The organism is Pseudomonas sp. NPDC089428, assembly GCF_044749325.1.
Lineage (GTDB): Bacteria > Pseudomonadota > Gammaproteobacteria > Pseudomonadales > Pseudomonadaceae > Aquipseudomonas.
This window is the reverse complement of sequence record NZ_JBIVHT010000021.1, coordinates 34,162-52,103: the sequence shown is the minus strand read 5'-3', so window position 1 is coordinate 52,103 and position 17,942 is coordinate 34,162. Positions and strand designations below refer to the sequence as shown.

Annotated in this window: 7 protein-coding genes; 2 read left to right on the top strand and 5 right to left on the bottom strand. The window is 62.6% G+C overall.

Going from position 1 to position 17,942, the window contains the following annotated elements:
• Positions 1 to 56 precede the first annotated feature (56 nt).
• The 4 genes from ACIPZ5_RS25225 to ACIPZ5_RS25210 all read right to left on the bottom strand — a co-directional run bounded on the left by ACIPZ5_RS25225 (position 57) and on the right by ACIPZ5_RS25210 (position 11,229).
• On the bottom strand, positions 57 to 4,607 hold the full coding sequence (locus ACIPZ5_RS25225) for an NEL-type E3 ubiquitin ligase domain-containing protein (RefSeq protein WP_400811244.1): 4,551 nt from the start codon (positions 4,605 to 4,607) through the stop codon (positions 57 to 59).
• 72 nt (positions 4,608 to 4,679) lie between these two features.
• Positions 4,680 to 9,200, bottom strand: a complete 4,521-nt coding sequence (locus ACIPZ5_RS25220) for an NEL-type E3 ubiquitin ligase domain-containing protein (protein ID WP_400811242.1) — start codon at positions 9,198 to 9,200, stop codon at positions 4,680 to 4,682.
• A 78-nt stretch (positions 9,201 to 9,278) separates the two neighbouring features.
• Positions 9,279 to 10,301: an AraC family transcriptional regulator gene (locus ACIPZ5_RS25215; RefSeq protein WP_343598535.1), complete on the bottom strand. Its 1,023-nt coding sequence runs from the start codon at positions 10,299 to 10,301 to the stop codon at positions 9,279 to 9,281.
• A 64-nt stretch (positions 10,302 to 10,365) separates the two neighbouring features.
• A complete protein-coding gene (locus ACIPZ5_RS25210; RefSeq protein ID WP_261943369.1) occupies positions 10,366 to 11,229 on the bottom strand; it encodes a LysR substrate-binding domain-containing protein in 864 nt (287 codons plus the stop codon).
• Positions 11,230 to 11,341: 112 nt separating this feature from the next.
• Here ACIPZ5_RS25210 and ACIPZ5_RS25205 point away from each other — a divergent pair, with 112 nt between their 5' ends.
• Together ACIPZ5_RS25205 and phnX are read left to right on the top strand one after the other, a co-directional pair.
• Positions 11,342 to 12,448 (top strand): 2-aminoethylphosphonate--pyruvate transaminase, encoded by a 1,107-nt coding sequence (locus ACIPZ5_RS25205; protein ID WP_261943368.1) that lies wholly within the window; start codon positions 11,342 to 11,344, stop codon positions 12,446 to 12,448.
• Between the two features lie 34 nt (positions 12,449 to 12,482).
• Positions 12,483 to 13,310, top strand: coding sequence for a phosphonoacetaldehyde hydrolase (phnX, locus tag ACIPZ5_RS25200; RefSeq protein ID WP_400811240.1), 828 nt, complete (start codon positions 12,483 to 12,485; stop codon positions 13,308 to 13,310).
• Between the two features lie 89 nt (positions 13,311 to 13,399).
• Here phnX and ACIPZ5_RS25195 read toward each other — a convergent pair whose 3' ends face one another.
• Complete coding sequence (locus tag ACIPZ5_RS25195; RefSeq protein ID WP_343598537.1) at positions 13,400 to 17,857, bottom strand: NEL-type E3 ubiquitin ligase domain-containing protein; 4,458 nt, start codon at positions 17,855 to 17,857, stop codon at positions 13,400 to 13,402.
• Between the last annotated feature and the right edge of the window lie 85 nt (positions 17,858 to 17,942).

The window sequence follows — 17,942 nt, the reverse complement described above, 5'->3', positions numbered from 1 at the left end:
CGACAATGGCCAAAGCTGTCAATCTGGATGACCGGTTTGGCCGCAGGCCACAAGCACTACACCGGGGTTTCGATTGCTTCGCGGGTCAGCTTCAGGGCCAGGGCGGCCAAGGCCATCTCGCGTTCCTTGCGCAGGTTGGTGGCCTGGCGCAGGTACTCCTGATGCCCCAATGCCGCTTCGCTGGCGACGCTCGACTCCCACCGGGCTTCAACGGCTTCCCAGCTTTGCTGGAACGCTTCATCGATGGCGCCAAAGGCTTCGGGGTGCAGTTCGCGCAACGCGTCCACCCAGAACTCACGCTCACTGATGAAGACCACCCGCTCCTCGGACGCTTCGGCACTGATTACCTGCTGATAGGCTTTGTCCAGATCCGCCTGGGTGACACCGGCCAATGAGCCGAACAACATGTGCCGTGGCTGCCCCAACAGGTTCAGGCGCTCGGCCAGGCCGGTGCGGTAGGCCAGGCTCACTTCCACCTCCTCTTCGTCATGGGTCCCCCGCCACTGACCGTTTCCGTAGCGCTCATCCATCATCGCCCGGGCCAGGGCATTGACCTTTTCCAGGCGGAACAGGCGCTGGGCAAGCTGCAGCCGTTCGCTGCTGGTGGCTGCGGGTGCCCCGTTGTGGGTGAATTGCGACACATGCATCTGCACTTCAAGGTTGCTGAAACAGTGAGCCACACTGTCGGCGCAGGTACGTGGATCAGCGGCGATGTCGAAGAGGTCCTGACGAATGCGGTCATCCCCGGCTGCCGCGCCGATAACCCGCCAGACCCGCTCTGCCGTAGCCTGCGCAGCAGCCCTGAAATCGGCACTCTCGACCAGTTCGTCGAGCAAGCCGAAGAATGCATCGCTACCCGGTGTAGCGCGCAGCGTATCCCACTGCGCGCTGCGGGCCGCGTATTCAGTTTCATCAAGTGTGGCCAGCCACCGGCTGCCAGACAATGCAGGCTCGACATCTTCGATCGGTGCCAGCCGATGCCGACGCAACTGATCGTTCAGCATCACAGCCACCGGGTTGCCGGTCAGGACTATCACCTGGCGCCGTTGCACGGGCGAGTTCAGCAGCGCCGGCGTAACGGCTTCAATCTGGTTGTTGCGAAAATCGATGAGGGTGAGCCTTTCGCAGCGCTCGAGCCCCTCAGGCATGGCCCGCAATCCGGCGCTTCGTACAACCAGCGCCTGCAAATTGACCAGCTGTCCAACACGCAAGGTAACAGCGCCGATCGGGTTGTCACTCAGGTTCAGGTGGCGCAACGTGGTCAGACGTGCCAGCACATCGGCCTGTGCCTGGGTCAGGCGAAGGCGGTTGCCGGCCAGGATCAGCTCGCGCAGATCGGTAAGGCGCTCCAGGCCCTGTGGCAATGTGTGAAGGTCGTTGAAGCTCAGGTCCAGGCTCTTCAGGGAGGGGAAGTTTTCAAGGAAGCCTGCCGGCACCACCGTCAGTCTCAGATTGACCAAGGTCAAATGCGTCACATGAGAAAAATCGGTTCCTCCAGGAATGTCGGGCAGGTCGCCTAACGGCAAAGCGGCAAGGGCCAGGCGCATGCTCCAGCGCGCCTCCACATCGCCAGGTGCGCCCTCCACCCTTTCCACGATCCGTGGCCCCTCCAGCCGCCAGGTGCGGCGGAATTCATCGCTGGCCAGAGAGCGCAGCCGCCATTGCGCGGCATCCCCCTGCCGGGCCCAGGCTCTCAAGCTGCGGTCCAGCGCGTCATACTCCATTTCCTGACGCAGCAAGGTGGTAAAGGGGGATGACCTGCGCAGGAGCAGAAAGTGAATGAACCGCTCGACCTGAGCCTCGCTGAAGCCGGGATAGAGGCTGCGCACCCGGCGCCGCAACGTGGTCCCAGGTGAATCCAGGCATGACAGCACAGGGCCCAGGGGGTAGCCGACGCGGCCATCGTCCAGCCGCTGGATGGCCGCGCCCAGCGGCTTGGCTTCGCGCCAGCCCAGCAATGCCAGCAGGCCCTCACGATCCCGCGGCAACAAGGCCTGCATCCTTGCCCTGATATGGCCGGGTCCATTCTCACCGACCCCGCCCAGACGCTCTAGCATACTGCTCGATAGCGTAGCCGCCAGCACATCGAACAAGCCCTGCGGCTCGGCCACTTCAAGATCGCTGGCCAGGCCTCTTTCGTCATACAGTTGGAAGCTGCCGTCTGCCCACACCAGATCGAGGGTCTGCGATGCATCGCCAAAAGCCGGCAGCAACCGCGCCTGTACCGCACCGGTGGAGCTCCGCTCACGTAACACAAGATTGATCTGCCCGGCACTCAAACCCTGTCGCCGAAGCAGGGCAAACACCAAACGCACCAGGTCTGGGCCATAGCTGCCGTGCAGGAACAACGCCTCACGCATACGCACCAGGCGCACCTCCAGCAGCAGGCGCCGCGCCTGCTGGGCAAGGGCCAGTGGCAAGCGCAAGTCTTCGACCATGCGCTGGCGCATTTGCGGCGAAGCGGCCTTGAGCACGTCCAGTGCATAGGCTTTCGGCAGGCCGGGGAAATCGCGCCTGATCACGGCAAGTGCCGGATCGTCTGGCAGGCTGGCTTCGGCGAAATGGTCGAGCATGGGTTGGCGCAAGCGTTGCGCGGCATCGCTGATCGCCGCGAGCTGTGCGTCCGGCGCCTGCTCCTGCAGCGATAACCTGTCGAGGCACCACGTCAGCCGCTCGGCGTACTGCGGCCCTGCCCCAGCCGGGTCGAAAAATGCTTCATTCTCGCGCTGCACCTCGAAACGTCGCAGGGTGTCTCGTAGCCCGACCGGCAGCGGCCGGCTCTCCACCAGCAGCTGCCGCAGCTTCGCCTCGTCCACGCCAGCCACCAGCAGAATCTGCTCGACCTGTTCGGCACTCAGGGCCCTCGCAGCCGGCCACAGGCTGGTCAGCAGCCTGGAGCTGCCTTGCCATTCCAGCGGCCGGTCGTAACGCAACCACCAGCCACGCTCGCCATTGCCTCGCAACCCTGGGCCGAAGCGTTCGACACCGCCCTGGTGCAACAAGCGCCAGGTGCCATCGCCATCCTGGCGCACAGCGTAGAACGCCCCCTGATTGTGCCACCAGAGCTGATCGTCGCCAGAAAACAAGCCGTCGTGCCGCTCGGTCAGGGTAATGTCGGATGCCGCGGTGCGATACGGCGTCAGATCGTTCAGCCACAGGCGCTGCGAGCCCGACTCGGTAGTGACAGGCTCCAGGGTGTCGACGAAAGCACTGCGCAGGGCATGTACCCCCAATGTGGCAGTGCCCAGCAGCGCGACAGAGGCGGCAAGGCCCACCAGATGTTCCAGCGCCTCGTGCTGATGCCCCTGGGCCCAGTGATCGGCACCTTCATACACCTGGGTCAGCAATTGCCGGGCAAGGTCACCCAGCAGCACAGCATTGATGACGGGCACGAACAGCCCGGCAAGGCCCAGCAAGCCCAGCCCTGCGCCTTCCAGCGCAGCAAGCCGCTCAGCGCTGACGCGGCGGTCCACGTCGGCAGTGGGCACTGCGAGGAAGCGAGCGTCTTCCCTGATACGCCGGGCGTGTCGCCTGGCCATGGCGGTGAAGACATCATCCTTTATCGCTAGCCAGGTCGGTTGCAGATCGGGTTCATCGTCGCTCATGCGCTTGCCCAGCAACGTCAGGAAAGCTGCCCGCTCATGCAATGCGATACGCTGGACGAATGCACTTCTGAAAGCCTTACCCCGCATGCTCCGCACCAGCGCACTATTGACCGCATCCCAGTCCGCAAAACGCCGCAAGGGCTGCTCATGGTCATCAGGCAAGTAGATGATCACCCCCTTGAGTCTGTCCGGCGGGCCACCCGGGATATCACTCTGGCGTCGCGGCGGTTCGATCAACTCAAAGGCCATGGCGCCATCGACCTGGCAATCGAGAACCCGCAAAGCCCTGGCAACACCACTCCAGCCCTGAGCATGTCGGGCAGCCCTGCCTTGGATGAGCAGGCGAAGCATGTTCAGATCACTGCTCTGGAGTTGCTTTCGCAATGCGGCGATTTCCACCACCAGCGCCAGACGGGTGCGCAGATCGTTAGCCAGGGCCGTGGAAAAATCCCCAGTCAGCACCTGGTCAAGATGCTGCTGGTACGCACCGCCAACATCAGCCTCACGACACAGGCTGACCAGGTCATCGATCTGCCAGCTCAGCACCTGTGCCGATGAGCCTTCGGCCGGCTGCTGCTTGATGACCGCCGTCAGCTCGAAGAACGATTCGCCATCCGTGAAGTTCTGCAAGAGTGTCTGCAGCAGCGGCTGGTAGACCAGCACCTGTTCATAATCAGGGGGCAACACGCCCAAACCCGGGTCAAAAGGCCGCGGGCTGAGGCGAAGGCGTTCTTCACGCCACACCACGTTGTCCAGATCCAGCTGCATCTGCAGCTTCGCTTCGATGGCAGGGTTCAGGCGCTCTTTGGCGAAGCGGTCCAGCGGTTGCAGGCGTTTCAGCCGTGCGGTCAGCATGCTGCGGCTCGCCAGGTGATCAGCCACCGTTGCGCGCAGTGCCTTGATCGGTTCGGCCCCTGCTTTGCTCAGCCAATCAGGCAGTATTTCGACGATGAAATCGTTGACCGGGTGGGCGAGCTTGGGGTGTTCACTCGGTTGAAGCATGGCGATCTCCAGGCAATGACAAAGGCGATCAAATTGCGCCTGCACGAGCACGTCGTGCAGGAGGAATTTCGCCTAGGGATGCTCGCCTGCGGCCGCTCGGGAAGTCCCCTGTTGCGAGGCTTTCAGCTCATCCTGGGTGAGCCGCAGAGCAAGCGCATCGAAGGCTTGCTCGGTATCCCGGCGCAGCTGTTCGTAGCGCTGGGCATAAGCGCCGCTACCCAGTGTTTCTTTGCCTTCGTCCAAGGCGTCCAACTGCTGGTCGAAGTTGTCGGAGATCTGCTTGAACTGCTCGGGGTATCGCTCACGCAGGTACGCGATCCAGTAGTCGCGCTGGCTGATGTAACGCGCCCGCTCATCAGTTGCTTCAGCAGTATGGACTGCCTGGTAGGCACGATTCAGATCGTTTTGCGTCACGCCGGCAATTGCACTGAACTGCAGGGTCCGTGGCTGCCCGATCAGGTTCAGGCTGCCCGCCAGGCCCGTGCGATAAGCCAGGTTGACCTCGACCTCATCCAGGCCAGATTCACTTGCCTGGCGAACCAGGAATTCATTACGCGCGAAGGCTTCAACCTGATCGAGACGGAAAAGACGCTGGGCCAACTGCAAGCGCTCATCACGCGTAGCGAGCGGAGCCCCCCCATAAGTCGCCTGGAGGACCCGCATGCGCACTTCGAGCTGGCTGAAACAGTGCGCGACGCTGTCGACACAGGTACGCGGGTCTGCGGCCCGCTCGAACAACTCCTCACGGATCACGGCGCTGTTGTTCGCGGCGTCGATCATCGACCACACCCTGCGCGACAGGTCAGCCCTTGCCAGACGAAAATCAGAGCTCTCGGTCAGCTCTGCCAGAAGCTGGAAGAACTGGGTGTTTCCTGGCTCCCCCTGCAAAGCATCCCATTGCGTGGCATTGGCTGCCTGCTCGGCATCAGCAAGTGTTCCAAGCCAGGCAGTGCGGCCTTGCAAGGGATTGGCAACGCCCGCTTGCACACCGGCATCGAATGCCTGGCCCTGAGCATGGAGCCGCTCACGGTCAGCCACGGACAGCGGATTGCCATCGACCCACACCGCCCGGCGCAAGGCCAGCGGGGCGTCGAGCAGCGCCTGGGGCAGACTGGATATCTGGTTGCCACGCAGATCGACATACTCGAGCAGACCACACCACTCCAGCCCCCTTGGCACAGCGTGAAGCCCTGCCCGATTCAGATGAAGCTCACGCAGGCGCGACAACTGATTGAAGCTCAAGTTGATCGAGCCCAATGTGTTCTCACTCAAGTCCAGAATGCGCAGGCGGCCCAAGCCGGCCAGCGCGTCGACGTGTGGCACCGTCAAGCGAATCCGGTTGCGCGGCAGGCGCAGGTGGCGCAGGTGCGACAACCCCGCAAGGCCTTCTGGAATTGCGCGCAAGGCATTGTTGCTCAGGTCCAGCCGGCGCAATTCGGGAAAGGTGTGCAGAAAACCGCTGGGAAGCGACTCCAGGCGCAGCCCGACCAGCACCATGTCAGTAATGTGGGCAAAGTCCGTACCCACGGGCAGTTCAGGCAAACTGCCAGCCGGCACACCGACGATGCTGAGCCGCATGCCGCCTGGCTGACCGTTGCGGTAGACCACACGCTCGCCCTCAAGACGCCAGGCCCGCAGAAATGCATCGGCAACCGCTTGTCGGTGACTACGGCTGGGGTCGCCAACGGCGTCAGTCCAGAGCCGCAAACTTTGCGCAAGCTGTCGATAGTCTTGCTCTTGCCGCAACAACGTGGCATAGACCGACTGCGAATGAGTCAACATCAACTGCAGGTAGCGTTCTATCTCTTCATCGTCGAACGACGGATAGAGGCTACCGATACGGCGGCGCAGTATCGCACCCTGCCCGGGGCTTGAATGCCCTCGCCCACTGAGCAGATAGCCCACTCGACCATCGTCCAGGCGACGCATGGCGGATGCCAAAGGCCTGGCCTCACGCCAACCAAGCAGCCTTATCAGTTCCAGGCGTTTGCGTGGCAGCCACGCCTGTAACGATGCACGGATACGCCCGCAGACGTCTTCGCCGGTCCACCCTTGCTGTTGCAGGAAAACGGAGGGCAAACAGGCTGCGAGTACCTCGAAAAGCCCCTGAGGTTGCGCGACTTCGATCTCGCTGGCACGGCCCATGGCGTCGAACAGTTCGAAACTGCCGTCACGCCAGACCATTTCCGTGATGAGTTGAGCACCCGTGCGCTCAGGGAAGAGCCGCTCCAACACCGGTCCGGTAGCTGAACGCTCGCGCAAGACCAGATTCATCCCACCCGGTGCCAAACCGTGGCGGCGGAGCAAGGAGAACGCCAGGGTTACCCCATCGGCACGGTAGCTGTTACGTAGAAAAAGCACTTCGCGCGCCCTGGTCAGGCGGGCCTGCTGCAGCACGCCACGGGCCCGCTCGGCCAATGCCAGCGGCACGCGCGCTGCACTTGCCATGCGTTCGCACAATTCGGCACCGGCGCTCTTCAGCAAATCCAGCGCGTAAGCATCTGGCAGCCCGGGGAAGCTGCCCTGGAGCGTGGCCAGCAGCGGATCATGTGCAAGGTAACGCTCGGCGAAATGCTCCAGCATCGGGCCGCGCAGCGCCTCGGCCGACGCAAGGATCGACTGGTATTGCTCTGTCAGGCTTTCCCCATGCAGGTTCAACCTGTCGATACACCACTGCAACGCTTCGCTGTCATTGCCTGGCACATCCGCTTGCGCGAAGAACGCTTCGACCCGGGCATCGGCAGCAAAGCGCTCCAACGTATCGCGCAGGCTGATCGGCAAGGGCCGCCCTTCCACCCACAACCCACGCAAATGCGCCTCGTCGATATCCGCAACCATCAGGATTTGCGCGATCCGCGCCGGGTCAAGTTCCCTAGCGCCGGGCCACAGGCGCTTGAGCATCATCTCGGCCCCCTGCCACGTCAACGGCCGCTCCCAGGCAAGCCGCCAGGCACGCTCACCATTGCCTTCCAGTGCGGGCCCGAACACCTTTGGCCCGTCGCGATGCAGCAATCGCCAAGTGCCCGTCGCATCGCGGCGTACCCTGTAGAGCACACCATCGCGCCGCCACCCGTGCGCGTGGCCGTCACTGAACAGGCCATTGTCCAGCTCGGTCAAGGACGCCGTGAACGAGCGCCCCTCATAGGGCTGCAAGTCGAAGCGCCAAAGTCGTTGCTGGCCCGACTCGGTGACAACCGGCTCCATCTGCTCGACAAACGCACTGCGCAGTGCCCTATCGCCGGCAACGACAGCAGCCCCAGTAGCGAGTGTCGCGGCGATCTCGAGCAGGTGCTCCATCGCCTCATGTTGATGTCCCTGCGCCCAGTCTCCAACACCCTCGAACACATCAGCGAGCAGCCGCCGGGCCAAGTCAGCCAGCAGCAACGCGCCAACGGTCGGCACGAACAGCCCCACCAGATTCAGCAGCACCAGGCCCGCCGTTTCCAGTGCTGCCAATCGAGCTGCGGCCGTCCGCGCACTGGCCCGCTCCGTCGGTACAGCCAGGAATGCAGCATCCGCCTCGATACGTTGCACATGCCTGCTCGCCATGCCGGCGAAGACTTCAACGTCCATGGCAAGCCGTCCAGGCTCAAGGTCAGGCTCGTCGTCATTCATGCGCTTGCGCAGCAATGTCCGATAGCCGAGCTGGTTTTCCAGGCCAATGCGCCGAGCGAAAGCCTTTTCAAATTCGGCACCGTTCATGAGCTTGGCCAAGGCGCGGTTTGCCGCTGACCAGTCGTCGAACCGGTGAAAGGGATGCTCCTGATCATCTGGCAGGTAGAGCAGCACCGCCTGTAAACGATCCGGATTGAAAATCAGGCCAGGTATACCGCTCACAGTGCCGGTCAATTCGAATGCCAGTGCGCCATTCACTGTCTGGCCAAGCACCTGCAAGGCACCCATGCCCAGGCGCAGGCTCGAAGGCAGTTGCACCGTTTCACCCCGGCCGATCTGGCGCAGCATCCGCAGATCGCTGCCTGCCAATTGGCCCTTCAAGGCCGCGACCTCGACGGCTACCGCCAGGCCCAGCCGCGTCTCCTTGGCCAACTGGCGCTTGAAAGCAGGCGTCAACGTTTGTTTCAGATGCTCCTGGTAGGCTTTGCCCACATCCACCTTGCGGCACAGCGTGACGATGTCGTCGATCCGCTGGGTGAGGATATGCTCGCCTTCACCGGCAGCCTGCGCCTCACTGATCACCGCAGTCTGGTCGAAGTAGGACTCGCTGTCCTTGAAGTTCTGCAAGAGTTTCTGCAACAGCGGCACGGTCACGAAATACGACTCGAAATTGCGCACTGCACCCTGGACCACTTCCAGTCGGCGGCGCTCCTCCCGCCATCGAGCCTTGCTCACATCGATATCCAGCTGCAGTTGGTCTTTCAGCGCCTTCTCCAGACGCTCGGCGGCGAAGCGCTCGAGCGGTTGCAGTTTGCTCAAGAGCGCCACCATGGCCTTCTGGCTTTGCAGGTGCGCTGTCATGCAGGCACGCAAGGCCTGGATCTGTGCATGCGTGGCGCTTTTCAGCCAAGAGGGCAAAAGTTCGCCGATGAAGTCATCAGCCGGGTGCAGCAGTTTCGCAGGGACCTGGTCGGGCATGGTCGACTACCTCAGGATGGTTCGACCTGCCAGCCTGCGCCCGTTCAGGGCAGCCCGATAGCAGGAAGACCTGGCCCCTCAGCGCTGCCCATCACGCGCCTGATTCAGGGCTCGGTAGTGCCCCGGGTTGCAGCCGAACCATTTGCGAAATGCCTTGTAGAACGAACTGCTGTCGGCGAAACCCAGGCGCTCGGCGATCTCGGCCATGGGCCGCTCACCCTGGCTCAGCCAGGCAATGGCCAACTCACGCCGCACGCTGTCCTTGAGCCCTTGGTAAGTCTGCCCCTCCTCGCCCAGGCGGCGGCGCAGGGTCGAGGGCGACAGGCCCAGTTGCCGGGCCACGGCATCGGCGTCGGGCCACGCCGCCGGGTCCAGGTGCAGCAGGTTGGTGCGGATGCGCCGGCCCAGGCTGGCCGGGTCACGGTACTTGACCAGGATGTTGCCAGGCGCTTCGGCCAGAAACCGTTGCAGGTCATTGGCCGTGCGCCGCAGCGGCAGGTCGAGGCTATCGGCGGCGATGATCATGCGCGTGCACGGGCGGCCGAACTGCAGGTTCTCCGAAAACATCACCCGGTAATCATCGCAGAACGGCGGCTCCGCACAGCGCAGGTCGATGGCCAGGATGGGAATGCGTCGCCCCGCCAGCCAACAGGCCACACCATGCACGATCATCCAGAAAGTGAAGTAGGTGAAGGCACGCCGCGGGTCGTCACGGGGCTCGTTGATCACTATCTCGGCCAGGCTCTGCTGCCGCACCAGGCTCGGCTGCAAGTCTTCGAGCATCAGTGCAAGAAACGCCAGCAGGGTATCCAGGCCTTCGCCCAGGGTCGGCTGGGCCATGCTCGCCCGGCACATGAACGCCAGGCTGCCGCTGCGCAGGCCACGTGGGTCCATGGCGAAGAACTCGTCATTGCAGCGCCGCGCCAACAGCCGCCAGAGGCTTGCATAGGATTCGGCGCTGACCCGCGCCTCTGGCCGCTCGAGTTGGCCGATATCGATACCGGCGCGGGCCAGCAAGCCAGCATCGGGTTGCCCGGCCGGGCAGGTCTGCAACAGTGCCTCGCGCACCAGTTGCATGGAGATGGTGTCTTTCTCGCTCATCGGCCGTCCAGTCTGCTCTATGCCGGCCATCTTAGGCCCGCCGGGGAAAAACGCCAGCCCTGGTTCACAGGCTTTCAGCCAGCCCCAGGAAGGCCTGGATCAGGCGCAGTTCACGCCGCCGTTCCAGGCAGCCGAGCATGTGCTGATTGACCAGCCCTGCCCCGGCCAGTGGGCGTGCCACGACTCTCGGGTCATGGGCCACTTCAGTAGATGAGACCACGCCAATGCCCAGTTCCGACGCCACCGCCTCGGTGACCGCCTCGCGGCTATCCAGTTCCAGCAGCACCCTCGGCTGCACAGCCGCCTTGCTACAGGCCTGATCGAAGGTGCGGCGGGTGGTGGAGCTCGGCTCGCGCAGCACCATGATCTGCTGATGCAGCTCGGCCAATGGCAAGTCGCCCGTGCCGCTGGCCCAGGCATGCCCGACCGGCAGCAAGGCGCACAGGCGCGACTCGCAGAGGTTCTGCAGATGCAGGCCCTTGCGCGGCTCGATCTCGGTCAGCACCGCAACGTCGGCATGCTCGCTGAGCAACGCACTCAAGGTTTCCTGAGCATTGCCCAGGCGCAGGTTGACGGTGATGCCCGGGTAACGTTCGCGCAGCAAAGCCAGCATCGGCATGACCCGGTGCGGGCCGTCAGCAGCCACTTCCAGGCGACCTGTCAGCAACTGCCGGTTGGCTTCGAGCATGGCCTGGGCTTCCTCGGCCAGGCCGAACATGGCGCGGGTGATGGCCGCCAGGCGCGTGCCCTCTTCGGTCAACTCGACGCGCCTGGCAGTGCGCCGCAGCAAGGTGATCTGGTAGTGCTCTTCCAGCGCCTTGACGTGCCCGGTGACCGCCGGCTGGCTGATGAACAGACGCGCAGCGGCGCGGGTGAAGCTGCCTTCACGGGCCACGGCATCGAAAGCACGTAACTGGAACAGGTTCATTGGTATCGGCCTTACTTATAGCTCGGATAACAACAAACAATTTGATTGATGACAGGGCTAATTGCAACCTAGGCCCCGTAGTTTCACTCCACCGCTTGCGAGGAATAACGGAATGAGCAATGCCCCGATACTGCTGACCCCAGGCCCGCTGACCACTTCAATCCGCACCCGCCAAGCCATGCTGGTGGACTGGGGTTCCTGGGACCGCGACTTCAACCAGCTGACCGCCAGCGTGTGCGAGCAACTGCTGGCGATCATCGACGGTAGCGCCAGCCACCACTGCGTGCCCCTGCAAGGCAGCGGCACTTTCGCCGTGGAAGCCGCCATTGGCACACTGGTGCCTCGCGACGGCAAGGTGCTGGTACTGATCAACGGCGCCTACGGCCAGCGCCTGGCGAAGATCTGCAAAGTGCTGGGCCGCGCCTTCAGCACCTTCGAAACCGCCGAAGACCAGCCCACCACTGCTGCCGATGTCGACCGCCTGCTGGCCGCCGACCCGGCCGTAACCCACGTCGCGCTGATCCACTGTGAAACCAGCACGGGCATTCTCAACCCGCTGGCGGAAATCGCCCAAGTCATCAAAGGTCACGGCAAGCGCCTGATCATCGACGCCATGAGTTCGTTCGGCGCACTGCCCATCGATGCCCGTGAAATCCCCTTCGAAGCGCTGATAGCGGCCTCAGGCAAATGCCTGGAAGGCGTGCCGGGCATGGGCTTCGTCTTTGCCGAAAAAGCTGCCCTGGCCGCCGCCGAAGGCAATGCCCACTCGCTGGCCATGGACTTGCACGACCAGCACGCCTACATGGCCAAGACCGGCCAGTGGCGCTTCACCCCGCCAACCCACGTGGTCGCCGCCCTGCATGAAGCGCTGCAGCAATATAACGAGGAAGGTGGGCTGCCCGCCCGCCACCAACGCTACGCCGACAACTGCAAGGCACTGCTCGAAGGCATGGCCGCCATTGGCCTGCGCAGTTTCCTGCCGGCCGAGATCCAGGCACCGATCATCGTCACCTTCCACGCGCCGAAGGACGCCCGCTACCAGTTCAAGGACTTCTACGAGCGGGTCAAGGCCAAGGGCTTCATCCTCTACCCAGGCAAGCTGACCCAGGTCGAAACCTTCCGCGTCGGCTGCATCGGCGTGGTCGGTGCCGAGGGCATGCAGGCCGCCGTGAATGCCGTGGCCGAAGTGCTGCGGGAAATGGAAGTGCTGGACATCTAACCCTTTGCCCACCCGATTTCAGGAATAAGCGCACATGAACTACAGCAACCCCACCCAGCTGCAAGCCGCCATCCTCGACTGGGCCGGCACCGTGGTCGATTTCGGTTCCTTCGCCCCCACTCAGATCTTCGTTGAAGCCTTCGCCGAGTTCGACGTGCAGGTTTCCATCGAGGAGGCCCGTGGCCCGATGGGCATGGGCAAGTGGGATCACATCCGTACCCTGTGCGACGTGCCGGAAATCGCCGAGCGCTACCGCAAGGTGTTCGGCCGCACGCCGACCGACGATGACGTCACCGCTATCTACAACCGCTTCATGCCGCTGCAGATCGAGAAGATCGCCGTGCACTCGGCGCTGATCCCCGGCGCCCTGGAAACCCTTACCGGCCTGCGCCAGGGCGGCCTGAAGATCGGTTCGTGCTCGGGCTACCCGAAGGTGGTGATGGACAAGGTAGTGGAACTGGCGGCGCAGAACGGCTACGTTGCCGACCACGTGGTGGCTACCGACGAAACCCCGAATGGCCGGCCGTGGCCGGCCCAGGCGCTGGCCAACGTGATTGCCCTGGGCATCGACGATGTGGCGGCGTGCGTGAAGGTCGACGATACCGTGCCGGGCATACTCGAAGGGCGCCGTGCCGGCATGTGGACCGTGGCGCTGGTGTGCTCGGGCAATGCCCTGGGGTTGACCTGGGAGGGTTACCGGGCCTTGAGCGCCGAGAAGCTGGAAAGTGAGCGCAAACGCATTCACCAGCTGTTTGCCGGGTCGCGGCCACATTACCTGATCGACACCATCAATGAACTGCCAGAGGTGATTGCCGATATCAACCGCCGCCTGGCCAACGGCGAGATGCCACAGGCGTCCTGACCGATCGCTGCCGTGCCCCCTCGTGGCAAAGCCCGCGCCAACAGGTTCACCAGCAACCCTGTTGGCGCGGGCTTTCTCGCACGTCTCGTTCAGCCCCTGCTTCGCCCCAGGCTGCGAATGGCCTGCAAGGTAAGTTGCAACCTCAAGGCATGGGTATCGGCATCCTGCTCGTTGTCCAAGAGATCAAGATGGAACCGGTACTCCGCCTCGCCCAACTGCCCGCGCTGCCCTTCGATCAGGTTAAGCCGTTGCTGATACAGTTGGGTCAAGTTACTGAAGGCGTCAGCATTCACCAGTGCCACATAACGTTGCCAGAACGACCGGCGGCACAGGCTGGCTGCCAGGGCCTCGTCCGTTTCGATCACACGTAACGCGCGAACGGCCTCGAGCAACTGCTCACCGGTTATCCGGCCGTCCTGTGACTCTCGCATTGCCAATGGCTGTTCAGGCAGGTTCAAACGCTGGCGAAGACGCACCCGATAGCCCAGGACAATGGCCGTGCGGTCTACACGGCTGCGCAAGGCTAAACGCCGAGCGACCTCCCGCCGAGCGTGCTGATCGAGAAAGTCCAGACGCATCAGCGCCCGCCCCAGCTCCAACAGTTCGATACCACTGCCGACAGCCACGCGGCCAGTGGCCCGCGCAACGCGCAAGCGCAATGACAACTGGCTGAAGCGCTCGATGGCCGCATTATCGTCGGCTATTGGTTGCGCCATCAGCGCATCGATTTCCTGGCGGAATTCGGCATTGCTTTCCCTCTCGGCCAGCACACTCCAACCCCGCTCGAGCAGGTGCGACTGCGGCCAACTGAAACCGGCGAATTCAATCAAGTCGCCCAGCAGCGCCTCAAGCCTTGCCCCTTGCTCAGTGGCCTGCAACCTGTTCCACAGCTGGCTGCGACTACCCGGCGCCTCGGCGTGCTCCCCGACCCACCATTGACGAACAGCGGCCGCCGACCTGGGCAGTTCATAGGGCTCTTCCGAGATGCTTTCCAAGGCATAGAAGCGCTGCACGGCCCCGCTGCTGATCGGGTTGCCATCAAGCTGGATCACACGGCGAAACTCATAAGGCATCTGCAGCAAGGCATCCGGGGCATCCTGCAGTTGGTTGTCGCGCAGGTCTGCTACCTCGAGGAAACCACAGAGCTCCAGCCCTGTCGGCCAGGCACCCAGGCGACAGTTGCGCAAATAAAGGCTCACCAGATGGGGCAAATGATTGAACTTCATTGCAAATTGACCCAGTGGGTTCTGACTGAGGTCGAGATGGGTGAGGCGCGGCAACCCGGTCAATGCTTGCTGGGCTGCGGCATCCAGCCGAATATTGTTACGCGCCAGGCGTAACTCGCGCAGTCCGGTGAGGTAGGAGATGCCCGCTGGCAAGCGCAACAAGCCATTGCCGGCCATGTTCAGGACCTGCAGGTGGGTGAACGTGCCGATGAACTGCGCCGGCACTTCGGTGATTGCCGTACCACTTACCACCAAGGAGGTGATGTAGGTGAAGTCCAGTTGTAACGGAAACTCTGGAAGGGTGGTGATATTGAGGTCGGTCAAGGTCAAGCGTTGCCCTGCCACACCTCGATCATTCGCAGGCACCGGTTCGGCCTGTGCAGCCCAAGCCCTGCGCAGGCGCTGGACAACGTGTCCACGGATCTGCCGCCGGGCATCGTTGAGCTCGCTGCCTTGCCAGCGCTGCAGCGCCCTCTCCAGCTGCTCGTGGTCGTGCTGCAGCCCAAGCAAGAGTTCATACGCCGACGCCCGCCCTGCGAGCAAACGGTGCAGTTCCGCATCGATTTGCGCCTCGCTCAAGCCCGGGAAATACCGGCGCATACCCTCTCGCAGCACATCTCTGGAGCTCCTGCGCTGGCCTGCACCGCGCCCGCTGAGCAGATAACCGACGCGACCGTCTTCCAGGCGTTGCCCGGGGTTGAGCCAGCGCTCCCGGTCAGGCCATTCCAGAAAACGTGCAATTTCCTCATGGCTTGCGGGCAACTGCTCCAGTGCAAGAGCCCGTAGCGTCTGACTGACCGGCTCGTCCCCCTGAATTCCCAGTTCAACCTGCTGACCGGGCGACAACAAGGCGGCGATGACTTCGAAGAGATCCCCTGGGTCGTTGACAGAAAGCGCAAGCGTGCTGCCATCACTGGTGAAGGCATTGAACTGTCCATCCTGGCGTACCAGTTCCCGCAATGGCGTCCCTTGCTCCTGCGCCACCAGACTGGCCACTATGCGCCCGTCCACTTCACCTTCACGCAGGTTGATGTTGAGCGTCTGCGGGCCCAGTTGATTGATCAATGCGAAGATCAACTCACCGGTTTCAGTGGAATATGCGCTGGCCAGGTAAAGCCCGGCCAACGCCTTGCTGATCCTCGCCACTCGCAGTAACGAAGCCGCTCTGCGCGCCATTGCCAGGGGTAGCTTGCCAGTCCTTAGCGCTTCATGGCGCTCAACCGTGCCGGCCTCGGCTTCCAACCGCTTGGCAAACGCACCTCCCAAACCAGGGAAATCTTTGTACAGCAGCGTCAGCAGTGGTTCATTGCCAACAGACTCCAGGCGCGTCAGATGTGTGTATAGCTGCCCACGCAGTTTCAGCTTTGCCGCCTGCACTTGTGCAACGCCCTTGCCCACATCGGGTAATGCCTCGCACCAAGCCAGTAACTGCTCGTCCTGTTCATCAAGGCGTTTGTACTGCAAATGCTCGAAGAAACGTTCGATCTGCTCGTCTGCTTCAAAGCTGCGTAGCGACTCACGCAGGTTGACGGGCAGTACCCGGTTTTCCATCAGGATGCCACGCAGTTCGTCTTGATCGACCCCTGCCACGTTCAGTATCTGCGCGGCTCGCTGGGCATCGACCATCGGGTGGCGTGGCCACAGCCGATCGAGCATCCGGCTGCTGTCATCCCACTCCCAGGGCCGTTCGCATATCGGCCGCCAGCAGCGCTCATCGTTATGCAGCACGATTGGCTCGTAGGCCCCCGAACGCCGTTGGTGACGCAACCGATAAGGGCCTTCTGGGTCGGGCCGATGCACTTCATAGTAACGTGAACCGGAGCGCAACCAACGCTGCTTGCCATCGCCATACAGGCCATCGGGGTGCAGGACGATGTTCTCGGGTACCGACTCGTAAGGCACGAGGCTGTTGTCCCACAGGCGCGCAACGCCAGTTCTCACATTGACAGGCTCCATGGCAGCAACCAGGGCACTGCGCACGACACTCACGCCAATCACGGTCGCCGTGGTGGCCGCCAGCGCTTCAGCCACACCCAGCATATGCTCCAAGGCTTCATGGCGGTGGCCCTCATACCAGTCCTGCGCGCCCTCGAACACATCGCCCAAGGTCTGCAATACCAGTTGCCCCAGCATCACAGCCCCCACCACCGGGATAAACAACCCTGCCAGATTGGTCAGGTTCAAGCCTGCTGACTTCCAGGCCTCATGCCTGGCACGGGCGGCTCGGGCGTCGGCTTCGGCGGTTGGCACCAGCAGCAACCGCGCATCGTCCTTGGTGCGCTTGACTTGGCCACTGGCCAGCGCTGCAAAGATACTGCCTTCAACCACGATACCTTGCATTTCAAGGTCAGGCTTCGGGTCTTTCAGACGCTTGCCGAGCCGCTCGACAAAATCGGCGCGGGTGCGCAGGCTGATCAATTGGGAGAAAAAGGAGTGATAGGTTTCGCCTTGCAGCAACGTGACCAGGGTGCTGTTCAACGACGCTTCATCAGCAAAATAGCGCAATGCCTGCAGCGGGTCGCCTGGCAAATAGAGGAGGATCCCCGTCTGCTGCCCTTCCACATTGCGCAAGCGGACAAGCATGCCATCGCTGGCCACCTGACCGAGCACCTTCAATGTTCCGCCATAAGCGCGCAGCCCCGAATGCTGGAGGTGTATCTGCTCGCGAGTCATCTCCAGCAGTGCGACCTCGACATCAGCTGATATATCGCCTTTCATCGCGGCAATCTTGCTGGCCAAGGCCAGACCGGAACGCTTGTCCTCGGCCAGAATGCTCAGGGCGGCCGAGCCGAATACTTCATCCAGCCTTTCCTGGTATTTTTTACCTGCATCCAGCTTGCGGCACTCGGACGCGATCTGCGTCGCCGAGATCGACAGCACTTCATCGTGCCCCGGCGCAACCAGCCCAGACCCTTCATAAAATGAGCCATCAGCCTCAAAGTTGCTCATCAACCTCAAGGCGCCGTTGCTGCGTAAAGCCTTGTAACCAAACTGCTGCATGTCGCTACTGCCAAGCCTACCGACCCAGGGCGTCACCACCAGCCACTCGAGCGCTGAAAACGCCACCCCCTTGGGCAGTGGCTTGGCCAATAACGATTCAAGGTGCTTTTCGGCAAATACATCCAAAGGTTCAAGCTTGAGGGTGAGCCCACGCAAGCGTGCCTGGCTGGACTGGTGGGTTTTGAAGGCAGTGCGCAACGCTGCCAACTGGGCGTGAGGGGCATGCCTCAACCAGGCGGGCAGCCTTGCGCCAATGAAGTCATTGGTGGCGACGTCGATCTTATCTTCGACCGAGCGCACCGCCGCGGAATTGTTGATCATGGTCACTCCAGCGATCAGCTTCAGGAGTGCCAATACTGTTGGAAACCAGCGGTATCACTTCAGCTGGAATGGATGCCGCGAACAC

Bases quoted from the DNA above. Each gene is read 5' to 3' on its own strand.
- ACIPZ5_RS25225 (WP_400811244.1), bottom strand. From the start codon at position 4,607: ATGCTTCAACCGAGTGAACACCCCAAGCTCGCCCACCCGGTCAACGAT.
- ACIPZ5_RS25215 (WP_343598535.1), bottom strand. From the start codon at position 10,301: ATGAGCGAGAAAGACACCATCTCCATGCAACTGGTGCGCGAGGCACTG.
- phnX (WP_400811240.1), top strand. From the start codon at position 12,483: ATGAACTACAGCAACCCCACCCAGCTGCAAGCCGCCATCCTCGACTGG.
- ACIPZ5_RS25205 (WP_261943368.1), top strand. From the start codon at position 11,342: ATGAGCAATGCCCCGATACTGCTGACCCCAGGCCCGCTGACCACTTCA.
- ACIPZ5_RS25220 (WP_400811242.1), bottom strand. From the start codon at position 9,200: ATGCCCGACCAGGTCCCTGCGAAACTGCTGCACCCGGCTGATGACTTC.
- ACIPZ5_RS25210 (WP_261943369.1), bottom strand. From the start codon at position 11,229: ATGAACCTGTTCCAGTTACGTGCTTTCGATGCCGTGGCCCGTGAAGGC.
- ACIPZ5_RS25195 (WP_343598537.1), bottom strand. From the start codon at position 17,857: ATGATCAACAATTCCGCGGCGGTGCGCTCGGTCGAAGATAAGATCGAC.